Origin of the sequence: Aeromonas sp. SrichE-2G (assembly GCF_017939565.1) — a bacterium.
GTDB classification, from domain to species: Bacteria; Pseudomonadota; Gammaproteobacteria; order Enterobacterales; family Aeromonadaceae; genus Aeromonas; species Aeromonas taiwanensis.
The window spans coordinates 130026-144029 of record NZ_JAGKRG010000053.1 but is presented as its reverse complement, the minus strand read 5'-3'; the positions used below and the strand labels follow the sequence as shown (position 1 = coordinate 144029).

At 63.1% G+C, this 14004-nt stretch carries 16 protein-coding genes; 9 read left to right on the top strand and 7 right to left on the bottom strand.

Going from position 1 to position 14004, the window contains the following annotated elements:
- Positions 1-124: 124 nt before the first annotated feature.
- The 4 genes from J9885_RS17045 (at position 125) to J9885_RS17030 (ending at position 2406) form a co-directional block, all read left to right on the top strand.
- Complete coding sequence (locus tag J9885_RS17045; protein WP_210550158.1) at positions 125-796, top strand: Crp/Fnr family transcriptional regulator; 672 nt, start codon at positions 125-127, stop codon at positions 794-796.
- 39 nt (positions 797-835) lie between these two features.
- Complete coding sequence (gene yqfB, locus J9885_RS17040) at positions 836-1159, top strand: N(4)-acetylcytidine aminohydrolase (RefSeq protein WP_210550448.1); 324 nt, start codon at positions 836-838, stop codon at positions 1157-1159.
- A 67-nt stretch (positions 1160-1226) separates the two neighbouring features.
- On the top strand, positions 1227-1610 hold the full coding sequence (locus J9885_RS17035; RefSeq protein ID WP_210550157.1) for a DUF1622 domain-containing protein: 384 nt from the start codon (positions 1227-1229) through the stop codon (positions 1608-1610).
- A 154-nt stretch (positions 1611-1764) separates the two neighbouring features.
- On the top strand, positions 1765-2406 hold the full coding sequence (locus J9885_RS17030) for a beta-phosphoglucomutase family hydrolase (protein WP_210550156.1): 642 nt from the start codon (positions 1765-1767) through the stop codon (positions 2404-2406).
- 39 nt (positions 2407-2445) lie between these two features.
- Here the strand turns inward: J9885_RS17030 and J9885_RS17025 are convergent, their stop codons facing one another.
- From J9885_RS17025 to J9885_RS17000, 6 genes are all read right to left on the bottom strand, one after another.
- Positions 2446-2697 (bottom strand): hypothetical protein, encoded by a 252-nt coding sequence (locus J9885_RS17025; protein ID WP_210550155.1) that lies wholly within the window; start codon positions 2695-2697, stop codon positions 2446-2448.
- 181 nt (positions 2698-2878) lie between these two features.
- A complete protein-coding gene (locus tag J9885_RS17020; RefSeq protein ID WP_043762087.1) occupies positions 2879-3676 on the bottom strand; it encodes a DUF1338 domain-containing protein in 798 nt (265 codons plus the stop codon).
- A 68-nt stretch (positions 3677-3744) separates the two neighbouring features.
- Complete coding sequence (gene astD, locus J9885_RS17015; protein WP_210550154.1) at positions 3745-5214, bottom strand: succinylglutamate-semialdehyde dehydrogenase; 1470 nt, start codon at positions 5212-5214, stop codon at positions 3745-3747.
- A gap of 61 nt (positions 5215-5275) precedes the next feature.
- On the bottom strand, positions 5276-6295 hold the full coding sequence (gene astA, locus J9885_RS17010; RefSeq protein ID WP_042078978.1) for an arginine N-succinyltransferase: 1020 nt from the start codon (positions 6293-6295) through the stop codon (positions 5276-5278).
- A 75-nt stretch (positions 6296-6370) separates the two neighbouring features.
- Positions 6371-7588 (bottom strand): aspartate aminotransferase family protein, encoded by a 1218-nt coding sequence (locus J9885_RS17005; RefSeq protein WP_134697130.1) that lies wholly within the window; start codon positions 7586-7588, stop codon positions 6371-6373.
- A gap of 278 nt (positions 7589-7866) precedes the next feature.
- Positions 7867-8448, bottom strand: coding sequence for an aminodeoxychorismate synthase component II (locus tag J9885_RS17000; RefSeq protein ID WP_210550153.1), 582 nt, complete (start codon positions 8446-8448; stop codon positions 7867-7869).
- 465 nt (positions 8449-8913) lie between these two features.
- On the opposite strand from J9885_RS17000, the gene kduI reads away from it, so the two are divergent.
- The 3 genes from kduI (at position 8914) to J9885_RS16985 (ending at position 11173) form a co-directional block, all read left to right on the top strand.
- Positions 8914-9750: a 5-dehydro-4-deoxy-D-glucuronate isomerase gene (kduI, locus tag J9885_RS16995; RefSeq protein WP_210550152.1), complete on the top strand. Its 837-nt coding sequence runs from the start codon at positions 8914-8916 to the stop codon at positions 9748-9750.
- A gap of 82 nt (positions 9751-9832) precedes the next feature.
- Positions 9833-10594 carry a 2-dehydro-3-deoxy-D-gluconate 5-dehydrogenase KduD gene (gene kduD, locus J9885_RS16990; protein WP_043762093.1) on the top strand — a complete coding sequence of 254 codons (762 nt, stop codon included), beginning with the start codon at positions 9833-9835 and terminating at the stop codon, positions 10592-10594.
- A 63-nt stretch (positions 10595-10657) separates the two neighbouring features.
- Positions 10658-11173, top strand: coding sequence for a YgjV family protein (locus J9885_RS16985; RefSeq protein WP_210550151.1), 516 nt, complete (start codon positions 10658-10660; stop codon positions 11171-11173).
- Between the two features lie 77 nt (positions 11174-11250).
- On the opposite strand, the gene kdgR is transcribed toward J9885_RS16985, so the two are convergent.
- Positions 11251-12042 carry a DNA-binding transcriptional regulator KdgR gene (kdgR, locus tag J9885_RS16980; RefSeq protein ID WP_152552636.1) on the bottom strand — a complete coding sequence of 264 codons (792 nt, stop codon included), beginning with the start codon at positions 12040-12042 and terminating at the stop codon, positions 11251-11253.
- A gap of 308 nt (positions 12043-12350) precedes the next feature.
- Between kdgR and J9885_RS16975 the strand changes: the two genes are divergently transcribed.
- Positions 12351-13322: a sugar kinase gene (locus J9885_RS16975; RefSeq protein WP_210550150.1), complete on the top strand. Its 972-nt coding sequence runs from the start codon at positions 12351-12353 to the stop codon at positions 13320-13322.
- Positions 13306-13926 (top strand): bifunctional 4-hydroxy-2-oxoglutarate aldolase/2-dehydro-3-deoxy-phosphogluconate aldolase, encoded by a 621-nt coding sequence (locus J9885_RS16970; protein WP_043762099.1) that lies wholly within the window; start codon positions 13306-13308, stop codon positions 13924-13926. The genes J9885_RS16975 and J9885_RS16970 overlap by 17 nt, the downstream gene beginning before the upstream one ends.
- The last annotated feature ends 78 nt before the right edge of the window (positions 13927-14004 follow it).

Sequence of the window (14004 nt, the reverse complement as noted above, 5' to 3'; positions counted from 1 at the left end):
GGTCTGCCGGGGCACGTTGCGGCCCCGGCAAAACGTTAAGCCCGGCACATTCGGGGGCGCCGATGCTGGCATCCCGCCCCCGCCCTTGTTAGCCTCATGGCCCTCGTCAAGTCGGGCCTTCCCCATGCAGCAACAGCCCTATCCCCTCGGTCGCTTTCACGCCGAGCTTGCCGCACTCGAGCCGCGCTTTGCCGTGGCGCTGGCGGCCTGCACCCTCTATTCGCGCCGCTACCTGCCGGGCGACCCCATCATGCGCCAGGGGGAGCAGTGCGAGCACCTCTATCTGGTGGCGCAGGGACGCGTCTCCCTCAACAGTGCGGTGCACTCCGGGCGGCTGTTTCAGCTCGGCGAAATCGAGTGCCAGCGCCAGATCTTCGGCGAGATGGAGTTCTTCAGCGCCACCCCGGTGCAGTGGAGCGTGGTGGCCGAGACCGAGCTGGACGCCGCCGTCATCTGCGCCGACAAGCTGGCCAAACGGCTGCTGGCCGAGCCCGAGCTGACCCTCTTCTTCGCCGCGGCGCTCGCCAGCGACTACCTGGATACCCTGGACATCACCACCAGCCGGTTGCTGCACCCCATCGCCTACAACATCGCCTTCGAGCTGTGGCGCGAACGCCAGCGCACCCCCATGCTCGGCTCGCGCAAGCGGGCCCACGAGGCGGCGCGCTTCGGCACCACGGAGCGGGTCTACCGGCGCGCCCTCAAGGAGCTGATCGAACAGGGCATCGTCGCCGATGGCCCCGACGGCCCTATCATCGCCGATCTGGCCAGGCTGCGTACCTATCTCGATCTTTGACCTTCATTCACCATAGGAGTCCCCATGCCTGCATCAAACATGTCTGTTTCACACTACCCCGAGTTCACCTTCTTCAGCCGCTTCGTCGCCGACATCCAGGCCGGCCGCAAGACCATCACCATCCGCGACGAGAGCGAGGCAAACTGGCAGCCCGGCCAGCGCCTGGCGCTGTTCACCAACCCGGAGCACCAGCCCTTTGGCACCATCGAAGTGATCTCCGTCAAGGCCGTCGCCTTCGAGGATCTGAACGACGAGCACGCCCGCCAGGAGAACATGACCCTCCCTGAGCTCAAACAGGTCATCCGCGATATCTACCCCACCCTGCCGCCACTCTATGTCATTGAATTCAAACTGCTTGCCTGAGCCGGATTTGGTCTTTGCCGAGCGATGTGTTAATAGTGTCCTCTTTTGAAACAGGGAGGTGACCCGAGTGCTTGAGATAGTGAGCCTGCGAGAGGGCATGATGCACGGGGTCGAGCTGTTCCAGCTGCTGCTGGAGCTCATCTCCATCGCCTGCGTAGTGATGGGGCTCGGCAAGACCCTCTGGCTGGCGGTGCGGGGGCGGGATCACGAGCCCGGCTTCCCCCGCATCCGGCTCTGTTTCGGCAGCTGGCTCATCCTGGCGCTGGAGTTCCAGCTCGCCGCCGACATCCTGGCCACCACGGTGGCGCCGAGCAAGGAGGAGCTGGTCCGCCTCGCCATCATCGCAGTGATCCGCACCTTCCTGAACTACTTCCTCGGCAAGGAGCTGGACGCCCAGGCCGAACGCCAGCAGGGGCAAGGGGCCCTGGCGCGCCAGGATGCTCGGCGCTGAAGGCTGCGCCCTGTGCCGCGACAGCCAAAGCCAAGTGAACGCGAGCGCCCTGGTCAAATGGGCCTCAGGCCCGCACCGCAGCCTATCGTGACCTGGGATGCGGCATCTGCGGCCCGGATCTGGTAGGGTGGGCCTTTGCCACAGAGGACGCCCCATGCCCGAACATGCCCCGCTTGAACACTCGCAGCCAGAACACGCGCCGTTTGAACGCGCTCAATGCGCAGACTACGACGCCCTGATCTTCGACATGGATGGCACCCTGGTGGACTCCATGCCCCTGCACCTGGATGCCTGGGAGGCGACCAGCGCCGAATTCGGTCTGCCGTTCGATCGGGTGCAGCTCAACGAGTACGGCGGCATCCCCACCCGCAAGATAGTGGCCATGCTGGCAGAGCAGCACAGGCTGGAGATCGACGTGGAGGCCTTCGCCCAACGCAAGGTCGCCCTCTATCTGGCACGGATTGACGACGTCCGGGTGTTTCCCGCCATGTGGGATCTGGTCAGGCAGTACCACGGCAAGGTGCCCATGGGCATAGGCACGGGTTCATCCCGGGAGCATGCGGCGCACATCTTGCGCCAGACCGGGCTCGACGCCTTCATTCCCGTGCTGGTGAGCGCCGACGACGTCGACAACCACAAGCCACATCCCGATACCTTCCTCAGGGTGGCCGAGCTGCTCGGCGCCAACCCGGCCAACTGCCTGGTGTTCGAAGACACCCGGATCGGCATTCAGGCGGGCAAGGCCGCGGGCATGACCACCTTGCTGGCCACCGAAGGCGCGCTGCAACGGGTATGACTGACGCGGGCCCGGCCTGACCGGCGGGTCCGCACCAGCTTACTCGGCCTCAGGTTCCCCTTCTTTTCCACCCGTCGGGGCCGGGCCATCCGGCCGCTCAACCCCCAGATCTGACATGCAGTTGTCAAACTCCGACTCCCCCGGTTTGCCATGCTCCTTGCAGCTATCGAACGCCGCCTTCATCTCGGCCGACATCTCGCGCGGGGGCTTGGGCGGGGTACGGCTGCCCTGATCGCCCGCGGCGGCGGTCAGGGTGGTGAGGGATAGCAGCAAGGGCAGAACAATCTTCATGACATGACTCCAAAACGGGTGGCATACGCCGGCACGGTGCGGCGATGGCCCACGGCAGCGGGCGGCATCATGCTAGCGGCTCGCCGCGGGCTGATGGGTCAAGGGGAGGTAAAGATCGTGTCAGGCCGGCGAAAATCCATAAAAAAACGCCCCGGGCGGGGCGTTTTGCTCACGGCAGCCATCACATGGCGTTGGTGGATTCGAAGATCTTGTCGGCAGAGGCCTCGACGAAGCCCGGGTAGAGCACGCCGTCTGCCTGGGGGTAGCGCAGGGCGAATTCGTAGAAGCAGCTCGGGATGGCGCGCACGCCGTCGCTGAAGGCCACCTCGGCCTTGTCCGCCATGGTGGAGGATTGTTCCAGCATCACCTCGGGATCCCCCTTCACCTCGCCGCCAACGGTGTTGAGCACGAAGCCCGCCGCCTTGAGCGCGGCGTTGACCTGCTCGATGGTGTCGAAGTCAGCCAGGCGGTTGATGTTGACGGTGAAGTGGTTGGCACGGTAGCCCCAGGCCGCCATCCAGGCCGCGTACTCGCTCTCCGCCAGCAGGGTCTGGTAGTCGGAGTGGGAGACCTGCCAGGGCGCGCCGGCATAGAGGAAGGCGGCGGTATCGGTCAGGTGCTCCGGCACCTGATCCACCAATTTGTGGATGATGGCCTGGGCCGTCTCGGAGAGCTCTTCCACCTTCAGCTCGCTGATGAACACCTTGGGAGCGTCCGGGTCAGCGTGCTCGAAGTGCTTGGCATAGAGCTTCTTGGCCTTGAACACGTACTCCCCCTTCTCCTCGTACCCCAGGGCACGGAAGTGGGCCGCCAGCTTCTCGAGACCGAGCTTGGGCAGATTGTAGGTCCGGAATGCCACGTGATCGTTGATGATGGGCGCGCCGCCCCCAAGCAGTTGATGTACCTTGTGGGCACTGGGGGTGACCCGAATGTAGTTGTCCCACAGATGGCCAAACAGGGTATCGATATCCTTTTGCATCTCTCTTTCCTTTGATTGCGGGTACAGACAGGGGCACCTCTGGGTGCCCCTCTTTTATTTTCTTGTTATCAGAAGGTCAGGCCGGGAGACAGCTGCTCCGGCATGGCGGCCTTGCTGTCTTCGACGGAGGCAACCGGGTAGGCACAGTAGTCGGCGGCGTAGTAGGCGCTCGCCCTGTGGTTGCCGGAGGCCCCGATGCCGCCGAACGGCGCGGCACTGGAGGCGCCCGTGATGGGCTTGTTCCAGTTGACGATGCCGGCGCGGATCCGCTTGAAGAAGTGGTTCCAGTCCGCCTCGTTGTCACCGAGCAGGCCGGCCGAGAGGCCGAAGCTGGTGGCATTGCCCTGGTCGATGGCGGCGTCGAAGTCGTCGTAGCGAATGAGCTGCAGCAGCGGGCCGAAGTACTCTTCGTCCGGCAGCGCCTTGACCGCGGTCACGTCGATGATGCCCGGGGAGACGAAGCCGGTGCCCGCTTCCAGGTGCTTGAGGGTGAGCAGGCTCTGGCCACCGAGGCGCAGCAGGTTGGCCTGGGCCTCGACCATGCCCAGCGCTGCGCGCTCGCTGATCATGGCGCCCATGAAGGGTTGCTCGGCGGCATCATAGAGACCGACCTTGATCTGGCCGACCACGTCCACCAGCCGCTTGACCAGGGCATCGCCCCGCTCGCCGCGCTCGACGAACAGGCGACGGGAACAGGTGCAGCGCTGGCCCGAGGTGATGAAGGCGGATTGCACGATGGCGTGCACGGCACCGTCGATGTCGCTCACGTCCTTGACGATGAGGGGGTTGTTGCCGCCCATCTCCAGGGCCAGGATCTTGCCCGGCTGACCGGCAAACTGCTGGTGCAGGAAGTGGCCGGTGCGGGACGAGCCGGTGAAGAAGAGGCCGTCGATGTCCGGATTGCCGGCCAGCGCCTTGCCGGTGTCCACTTCCCCTTGCACCAGGTTGAGCACGCCCTTGGGCAGCCCCGCCTCCTGCCACACCTTGACCATGGTCTCGGCGACCATGGGGGTCAGCTCGGAGGGTTTGAACACCACGGTATTGCCGGCGATCAGCGCCGGAACGATGTGACCGTTGGGCAGGTGGCCCGGGAAGTTGTAGGGGCCGAACACGGCGACCACGCCGTGGGGCTTGTGGCGCACGAACGCCTTGGCGCCCGGCATGGGGTTCTCGACCGTGCCGGTGCGCTCGTCATGGGCGCGGATGGAAATGGCGATCTTGCCCTGCATGGCGGCGACCTCGGTGCGGGTCTCCCACAGGGGCTTGCCGGTTTCGCGAGCGATGGTCAGGGCCAGCGCCTCCTTGTGCTCGCCGAGCAGGTCGGCGTAGCGGCGCACGATGGCCAGACGCTCCTCGAGGGCCAGATCGGACCAATGGTAGAAGGCGCTGCGGGCGGCCTTGACGGCGGCATCGACCTGGGTCTGGCTGGCGGCTTCCCCGTGCCAGATCACCTGATTCTTGGCCGGATCTTTTGATTCGAACGGCTTGCCTTCACCGGCCAGCCACTGGCCATCGATAAACTGGACTAAAGACATCATCAATTCACTCCCTGTGGTGCACAGGCCGCCTCGGCAGCCTGTCTCAATGCGGATTTACCCGTTATTCCAGATCGACGACCCGTACCATGTCGCCATTTTCCACCTTGAGGGCGGCCGCCATCTTGGGCGGAATGATGGCTTCGTGCTTGTCCAGATCGACCCGGATGTTGCCGTAGCAGGCACGGTACTGTTCGAACCTGGCGTTGCAGATGAGGTAGGTGTGGCCGCCGATGGGCTCGCCCACCAGCACCGCCAGCTTCTGGCTGCGGCGCACGCTGCGAATGTTCTTCACCTCGCACTCGACGGTGGGGCCGGCATCGAAGATGTCGACATAGCCGCGGTTCACGAAGCCTTCGTCCTGCAGCATCTTGATGGCCGGACGGGTCTTTTCATGGGTCTGGCCGATGACGGCGCGCGCCTCGTTGCTCAGCAGGTTCACGTAAATGGGGTACTTGGGCATCAGTTCGGCGATGAAGCGCTTCTTGCCGATGCCGGTCAGATAGTCGACGGTGGGGAAATCCATCGAGAAGAAATGCTTTTGCAGCCACTCGTAGAAGGGGCTGTGACCGTTGCCATCGGAGACGCCACGCATCTCGGCAAAGACGGTACTGTCAAACAGCTCGGGGTGCTCGGCCATGAACAGGAAACGATGCTTGGAAAGCAGGCGGCCATTGAGCCCCTCGCGGGCACATTCACGCAGGAACAGGGTGCAGAGCTCGGAATTGCCGGTGTAGTCGTTGGAGAGGGTGAGTGTCTCCACCACGTTGTAGATGCCGAGCTTGGGTGACGAGTGCACCACCTTGCCGATGTGATAGTTGTAGAACGGTTGGGACAGGCCGACGGCGGCGTCGATGGCGCAGGTGCCGACCATCTCGCCCGTTTCCAGATCCTCGGCCACGAAGAAGTAGAGACAATCTCCCTTGCCGGCCGGTTTGTCCAGGAAGGTCTGGGTCGAGGCATCGATCTTGCGTTGCAGCAACTCATCGTTGACCGGCAGTGAAGTCATGCCGGTGCCGGATTCGATGGCACAGGTTTTGAGGCCGGCGAAGTCGCGCTGCTCGATAGGACGGATAACCAACATAAATGACAACTCCCTTTCATTGACGACAGGTGGGGGCCCGGCTCCTGCCGGGCGGGTTCCCCACCTCAACTAGCCTCAGGCGTTGACCACCTGGGCGACTGCTTTCTCGAACCGGGCCAGACCTTCCTTGATGTCCGCTTCCGGGATCACCAGGGACGGTGTGAAGCGCACCACGTTGGTGCCCGCTACCAGCGCCAGCAGGCCCTGATCGACGGAGGCCAGCAGGAAGTCGCGGGAGCGGCCCTTGAAATCATCGTTCAGCACGGCGCCCAGCAGCAGACCCTGGCCGCGCACTTCGCTGAAGCAGTGGTACTTGGCGTTGATGGCTTCCAGACCCTGGCGGAACAGCTGCTCGCGCTGCTTGATGCCGCTCAGCACTTCCGGGGTGTTGACCACGTCCAGCACCGCTTCGGCCACGGCGCAAGCCAGCGGGTTGCCGCCGTAGGTAGAGCCGTGAGTACCCACCTTCAGGTGAGCCGCGATCTCGGTGGTGGTCAGCATGGCGCCGATGGGGAAGCCGCCGCCCAGCGCCTTGGCGCTGGTGAGGATGTCCGGCGTGACGCCCAGACCCATATAGGCATAGAGCTCGCCGGTACGGCCGACACCGGACTGCACTTCGTCATAGATCAGCAGGGCGTTGTGCTTGGTGCACAGCTCGCGCACGCCACGGGCAAACTCGTCGGTGGGACGAATGATGCCACCTTCCCCCTGCAGCGGCTCCATCACCACGGCACAGGTATTGTCGGAGATGACGGAGGCCAGCTCTTCCAAGTTGTTGTAGGTCACGTGGGTGATGTCGGCGGGCTTCGGACCGAAGCCATCGGAGTAGGCTGCCTGACCGCCGACGCTGACGGTGAAGAAGGTACGGCCGTGGAAGCCCTGGTGGAAGGCGATGATCTGGGTCTTGTGGGCCCCGAACTTCTCGATGGCGTAGCGGCGGGCCAGCTTGAGGGCGGCTTCGTTCGCTTCGGCACCGGAGTTGCAGAAATAGACCTTCTCGGCGAAGGTGGCGGCGACCAGCTTCTTGGCCAGACGCAGGGCCGGCTCGTTGGTCATCACATTGGAGAGGTGCCACAGCTTCTCACCCTGGGTTTTCAGGGCTTCGACCAGCTTGGGATGGCAATGGCCCAGGCCATTGACCGCGATCCCGCCCGCGAAGTCGACATACTCGCGGCCTTCCTGATCCCAGACACGTGATCCCTCGCCGCGGACCGGAATGATCTTGGCCGGTGCATAGTTGGGAACCATCACTTCATCAAACACTTCACGTGTCACTGCCAACAACTCTGACATATTGCTCTCCTGCTATCCCGCGGCAGAATAATCCACCGCCCAAAAGTTAAATCCGTGTAAACGTGGCGGAATTATCACAGAAAAAAAGTAAAAAGTCTGTAACTTGACCGCCTATGAGGAACATTGTTCGATTGCCCGTGAGATTTTAGGCAACCGCATTGCATAACGGCTCAGGGGGTGTTGGCAAGAGATAATTTGGACAGGGAGGAGGGTGAATAAAGTGTCAGGGAAAATTTTTTTCGCCTCATCTCGGTTTTGAGGCGCACGTCACAATTTTTTCAGGAAACGGCCAAAAAATTGGCCAATAGCTGGTGGCCCTGCTCGCTCAGGATGCTCTCCGGATGGAACTGAACCCCTTCCAGCGCCAGTGTTTTATGTCGCAGCCCCATGATCTCGTCCCGACTGCCATCGGCGTGCTCGCTCCAGGCGGTGACCTCGAAACAATCCGGCAACGTCTGCGCCTCCACCACCAGAGAGTGGTAGCGGGTCACCCGCAGCGGGTTGTTGAGCCCCCTGAACACCCCCTCCCCCCGATGGCGGATGAGAGAAGTCTTGCCGTGCATCACCTGGCGGGCACGCACCACCCGGGCGCCGAACGCCTGGGCCAGGGACTGGTGGCCGAGGCAGACGCCGAGAATGGGGATCTCGCCGGCAAAACGGGAGATGGCCGCCAGTGAAATGCCCGCCTCGTTCGGCGTGCAGGGGCCGGGGGAGATCACCAGATGGCGGGGAGCAAGCCGGGCTATCTCCTCCAGGCTCAGCTCGTCGTTGCGCTTCACCAGCACCTCCTGCCCCAGGGCACCAAAATATTGCACCAGGTTCCAGGTAAAGGAGTCGTAGTTGTCGATGAGTAGCAGCATGCAAAAACCCTGGGAGTAAACAGAGACGGTGATCGGACAGCCCATTGCGAGCGTCGGCAGACAAACGCCGCGCATTCTGGCACGTCTGCCCCGGTTAATAAACGCCTGCGGCCCGATAACCGCCGACAGGGCCGCCCTGGGTGGCCGGCCCCCTGCGGCCGGGATCGCCCCTCCTCTTCCTTGTCATGATGGCCACACCTCGTCCCGGTCAGGTACCTCCCTGTGGCGACGATGGGGCGAGGCGCAGCCGCCTGACAAGGATCGGCGACGAGCCGGCCCGCATTCCGTCGTGAACTGAGAGACGCCCCCTTGAAATTCAAAACTGCAACCTTCATCGCAAAAACATAAAACGAAGTTTCATTTTAATTTGATCGCAGTTTTTCATTTTGCTATCGTGCCTTCAACGACAGGATTCCCCGACATATCGTCATCCATGCCGCTTGCGGCCAGGCACTGAGGTTCAACATGCAAACTCGTCAAAGCATCCACAGCGATCACGCCAAACAGCTCGACACCCAGGGCCTGCGCCGTGAGTTTCTGGTGGAGGAGATCTTCACCCCGAACCAGCTGACCATGACCTACAGCCACATCGATCGCATCGTGTTCGGCGGCATCATGCCCCTCGATGCACCGCTCACCTTCTCCGACGAGCTCGGCAAGGCGTTCGGGGTCACCTATTTCCTGGAGCGGCGCGAGCTCGGCCTCATCAACATCGGCGGCCCCGGCCTGGTGGTGGTGGATGGCACAACCTATGAAGTGGGCAGGGCCGAGGCCCTCTACGTCGGCCAGGGCGCCCGCGAGCTGAGCTTCGCCAGCGTGGATACCGCCCAGCCGGCCAAGTTCTACTACAACAGCGCCCCGGCCCACACCCGCTACCCGACCCGCAAGGTCACCCAGGATCAGGCCTCTCCGGCCACCCTGGGGGATGCGGCCACCAGCAACCGTCGCACCATCTACAAGTACCTGGTGCCGGACGTGCTGCCGACCTGCCAGCTCGTCATGGGCATGACCCAGCTCGAAGAGGGCAGCCTGTGGAACACCATGCCCTGCCACACCCACGAGCGCCGCATGGAGGTCTACTTCTACTTCAACATGAAGGAAGACGCCGCCGTCTTCCACATGATGGGCAAGCCGGACGAGACCCGTCACCTGCTGGTGCACAACGAACAGGCCGTCATCTCCCCGAGCTGGTCCATTCACTCCGGCGTCGGCACCCAGGCCTACACCTTCATCTGGGGAATGGTGGGCGAGAACCAGGTATTCGGTGACATGGACCATGTCGCCGTCCAGGACCTGCGCTGACCGGCTTCCCCCTCGCGAGCCGCCCAGGCGGCTCCTGCGAGACACTTAATCCCACGCCCTCCTGTGGCTTAGAGGTAACAACATGATTCTCAATGCATTCGATCTGAAAGGTAAGGTCGCCATCGTCACCGGTTGCGACACCGGTCTGGGCCAGGGCATGGCTCTGGGACTCGCCGAGGCGGGTTGTGACATCGTCGGCATCAACATCGTCGAGCCCACCGACACCATCGCCAAGGTCGAGGCCATCGGTCGCCGCTTCCTGAGCCTGAAGGCGGATGTCAGCAAGGTGGACACCCTGCCGGCGCTGGTGGATCAGGCGGTCTCCCACTTCGGTCGTGTCGACGTGCTGGTGAACAACGCCGGCATCATCCGCCGGGAAGACGCCATCAACTTCAGCGAGAAGGACTGGGACGACGTGATGAACATCAACATCAAGAGCGTCTTCTTCATGTCCCAGGCGGTGGCCAGGCAGTTCATGGCCCAGGGCGAGGGTGGCAAAATCGTCAACATCGCCTCCATGCTCTCCTACCAGGGTGGCATCCGGGTGCCCTCCTACACCGCCTCCAAGAGCGGCGTCATGGGCATCACCCGCCTGCTGGCCAACGAGTGGGCGAGCAAGGGCATCAACGTCAACGCCATCGCCCCCGGCTACATGGCCACCAACAACACCGCCGCCCTGCGTGCCGACGATGACCGCAACGCCGCCATCCTGGAGCGGATCCCGGCGGGTCGCTGGGGTGTGCCGGACGACATGATGGGCCCCGTGGTATTCCTGGCCTCCTCCGCCTCGGACTACATCAACGGCTACACCGTCGCCGTGGACGGTGGCTGGCTGGCCCGTTGATCCCCGCTTCATAGACAAGGCGCCACCCGGCGCCTTTTGTCGTTGCTCTGACAGGAAGACACCATGTTCCTCGACAGTCTCTGGTTTGCCCAGGGGATCGGCCTGCTGGCCTGCCTGGTGGGTGCCACGGCGTTCATGCAGCGCCAGGACAGCAAGCTTCGGCTCCACCTCACCCTCAATGGCACCCTGATGGGGCTGCACTTTCTGCTGCTGGGATCCTCGGTGGCCGCCATCAACTGCCTGCTCTGTGCGGTGCGCAACTGGGTGTCCGGTTACTACCGCGGCCTCGGTGTCATGGTGCTGTTTCTGGCGCTGGCCTGGTTGCTGGTCATTCCCCAGATTGGCCACCCGGCCCAGATATTCACCCTGATCGGCACGACCCTCAGCACCTATGCCCTGTTTCGCCTGAACGGCGTCGCCATGAGGCTGTGCATGCTGTGCAGCACCGTCTGCTGGTTGACCCACAATATCTGGGCGGGCTCCATCGGCGGCATCCTGCAGGAGAGCATCTTCTTCGTCATCAACAGCCACACCATCTTCCGGCTCTACAAGACCACTCCCCAGGACGCCCGGGGATAAGTACCAGGGCCCGATGCCGGGGCAGAAACAAAAAGAGCAGGCCGGAGCCTGCTCTTTTGCATTGCGATGAAGCCGCTTCAGCCGCGATGGCCGAAGGGGTAGTCGTGGAAGCCGAGACCGGCAGAGATCCTGGCCGCCGCCTCATGCAGCTGGGCCACCAGAGAGGCCTTGTCCTCCTCGTGGAAGCGCACCAAGGGCAGGGACAGGGAAAGCCCCGCGATGATCCGCCCCATACGGCTGTAAATGGGCACCGCAAAGCAGCGCAGACCGTGTTCCATCTCTTCCCTGTCTTCCGCATAGCCTTGCTCGCGCACCTGGGCCAGCTCCACCAGCAGGGCATCGACGTCCGCCAGGGTGTGCTCGGTGAAGCGCTCGAAGGTGACGCCCGCCAGCATGGCGCGCACCTCGGTCTCCGGCAACCAGGCCATCATCACCTTGCCAAGGCCGGTGCTGTAGAGCGGGCGGCGACGGCCGATGCGGGAGTACATCCGCAGGTTGTATTCGGAGTCGATCTTGTGCAGGTAGACGATGCTGTCTTCGTCCAGCATCCCCAGGTGCAGGGTCTCTTTGGTCTGCTTGCCGAGACGGTACATCTGCTCGTCGGCAATCTGCACCAGATCCTGGTGCTCCAGCGCCTTGGCACCGAGCTCGAACAGCTTCAGGCTGAGGGCATACTTGTCCGTCTCCCCCTCCTGGGAGACGTACCCCAGGGTCTTCATGGTCTGCAAGAAGCGGTAGACGGTGCTCTTGGACATCATGATCCGCTGGGAGAGCTCGGTCACCCCGATCTCTTTTTGTTCCCCCAGCGCCTGCAGTATGCCGAATACCTTGAGTACCGATGACACCGATTCTGGTGAGTTGTCTATCATCGACATGATTCATTTCCAAAAAAATGGTTGGCCGTTTCATTGTATTTAAAATGAACCTGGCATCATAGGGATGCTGACAATTATCCAGCCAAATCCATCATTTATAGGTAGAGAATGTGGTCTTGCTCACGCAGGGTCCCACCGCATCCCGCTCCTCCCACCGCCTCGCCTCCCCCTAGAAAACCTCTCTCCCGCCAGACACAAGACCAACGTCACAAATTTAATGAAATTACGTTTCAATAGTTTTTTATTGAAGCACCATTAAATAAAATGGCCAGGTCACCAACGCGGATTACGCGGGAGGAGTTATGTCAGTCAAGGTCGCCGTCATCGGCGAGTGCATGATCGAGCTGTCGGAAAACCAGGCAGGCATCGTGCGCCATTTCGGAGGGGATACCCTCAACACCGCCGTCTACCTGGCGCGGGCCAATCCACAGGTCTCGGTGCACTATGTCAGCGCCCTCGGCACCGATCCCATGAGCGAGGCCATGCTCGCGCAGTGGCAGCAGGAGGGGGTGCACACCGCTCTGGTGCAGCGCCTCGACCACAAGCTGCCGGGCCTCTACCTCATCGAAACCGATGACAGGGGGGAGCGCACCTTCCACTACTGGCGCAGCGATGCGGCGGCACGCTACTGGCTGCAGACCCCGCAAGCCGTCGCCATCTGCCAGCAGTTGCACGATGTGGACTACATCTACCTGAGCGGGATCAGCCTCGCCATCCTGTCACCGGATGACAGGCTGACCCTGCTGCGGCTGCTGGCCGACTGCCGCGCCACCGGCGTCAGGATCGCCTTTGACAACAACTATCGCCCGCGCCTGTGGGAGAGCCGGGAAGCCGCGCAGCAGACCTATGGCGCCATGCTGGCCCTGACCGATCTCGCCTTCCTGACCCTGGATGACGACGTGGCGCTCTGGGGCGACAGCGATGAAGACCAGTGCCTGGCCCGGACCCGGGCTCTTGGCGTGGACGAGATCGTCATCAAGCGCGGCGCCGAGCCCTGCCTCATCGTCCGCCATGCGGAGCGCTGCGAGGTGCCGGCCGTGGCCCTGCCCAAGGCGCGCGTGATCGACACGACCGCGGCCGGCGACTCCTTCAGCGCCGGTTATCTCGCCACCCGGCTGGCCGGGCAACCCGTGGCCGAGTCGGCCCGCTACGCCCATCAACTTGCCAGCACCGTCATTCAACATCGGGGCGCCATCATCCCCCTGGCAGCCATGCCGCAATCCGTCACGACAGACCAACACTCCAACGAGGTTTCCCATGTCCACACTGCTTGAACAACTCGCCCTGCTGAAAGTCATTCCCGTCATCGCCATCCAGGACGCCGACGACGCCGTCGCCCTCGGCCGCACCCTGATGGAGAACGGCATGCCCAGCGCCGAGATCACCTTCCGCACCCCGGCCGCCGCCGAGGCCATTCGCCGCATGCGCCAGGCCTTCCCCCAGATGCTGATCGGTGCCGGCACCGTGCTGACCACGGCCCAGGTCGACCAGGCCATCGAGGCGGGCGCCGACTTCATCGTGAGTCCGGGGCTCAACCCGCGCATCGTGCAATACTGCCAGGCCCGCGGGGCGACCATCATCCCCGGCGTCAACAATCCCAGCCTGGTCGAGCAGGCCATGGAACTCGGGTTGAACACCCTCAAGTTCTTCCCGGCGGAATCCTCCGGCGGGCTCGGCATGCTCAAGGCCATGAGCGCCGTCTACCCGGTCTCCTTCATGCCCACCGGCGGCATCAGCCCGAGCAACGTGAAGGACTACCTCGCCCTGCCCGCGGTCTTCGCCTGCGGCGGCACCTGGATGGTGCCCGCCAACCTCATCGACAACCGTGAATGGGACAAGATTGGTGCCCTCACCAAGCAGGCCATGATGGCCCTCTGATCCCGGTCGGGCCCGCCGCAACGGGCCCACCTTTTCCGTTCCCGATGCCATCCCCGCCACGGCGATGGCCCCACCCAA

What these genes read in the sequence shown, in the direction of transcription:
- J9885_RS17045 (WP_210550158.1), top strand. Translation starts at nt 125, where the DNA reads ATGCAGCAACAGCCCTATCCCCTCGGTCGCTTTCACGCCGAGCTTGCC.
- yqfB (WP_210550448.1), top strand. Translation starts at nt 836, where the DNA reads ATGTCTGTTTCACACTACCCCGAGTTCACCTTCTTCAGCCGCTTCGTC.
- J9885_RS17030 (WP_210550156.1), top strand. Translation starts at nt 1,765, where the DNA reads ATGCCCGAACATGCCCCGCTTGAACACTCGCAGCCAGAACACGCGCCG.
- J9885_RS17025 (WP_210550155.1), bottom strand. Translation starts at nt 2,697, where the DNA reads ATGAAGATTGTTCTGCCCTTGCTGCTATCCCTCACCACCCTGACCGCC.
- J9885_RS17020 (WP_043762087.1), bottom strand. Translation starts at nt 3,676, where the DNA reads ATGCAAAAGGATATCGATACCCTGTTTGGCCATCTGTGGGACAACTAC.
- astD (WP_210550154.1), bottom strand. Translation starts at nt 5,214, where the DNA reads ATGATGTCTTTAGTCCAGTTTATCGATGGCCAGTGGCTGGCCGGTGAA.
- astA (WP_042078978.1), bottom strand. Translation starts at nt 6,295, where the DNA reads ATGTTGGTTATCCGTCCTATCGAGCAGCGCGACTTCGCCGGCCTCAAA.
- J9885_RS17005 (WP_134697130.1), bottom strand. Translation starts at nt 7,588, where the DNA reads ATGTCAGAGTTGTTGGCAGTGACACGTGAAGTGTTTGATGAAGTGATG.
- J9885_RS17000 (WP_210550153.1), bottom strand. Translation starts at nt 8,448, where the DNA reads ATGCTGCTACTCATCGACAACTACGACTCCTTTACCTGGAACCTGGTG.
- kduI (WP_210550152.1), top strand. Translation starts at nt 8,914, where the DNA reads ATGCAAACTCGTCAAAGCATCCACAGCGATCACGCCAAACAGCTCGAC.
- kduD (WP_043762093.1), top strand. Translation starts at nt 9,833, where the DNA reads ATGATTCTCAATGCATTCGATCTGAAAGGTAAGGTCGCCATCGTCACC.
- J9885_RS16985 (WP_210550151.1), top strand. Translation starts at nt 10,658, where the DNA reads ATGTTCCTCGACAGTCTCTGGTTTGCCCAGGGGATCGGCCTGCTGGCC.
- kdgR (WP_152552636.1), bottom strand. Translation starts at nt 12,042, where the DNA reads ATGATAGACAACTCACCAGAATCGGTGTCATCGGTACTCAAGGTATTC.
- J9885_RS16975 (WP_210550150.1), top strand. Translation starts at nt 12,351, where the DNA reads ATGTCAGTCAAGGTCGCCGTCATCGGCGAGTGCATGATCGAGCTGTCG.
- J9885_RS16970 (WP_043762099.1), top strand. Translation starts at nt 13,306, where the DNA reads ATGTCCACACTGCTTGAACAACTCGCCCTGCTGAAAGTCATTCCCGTC.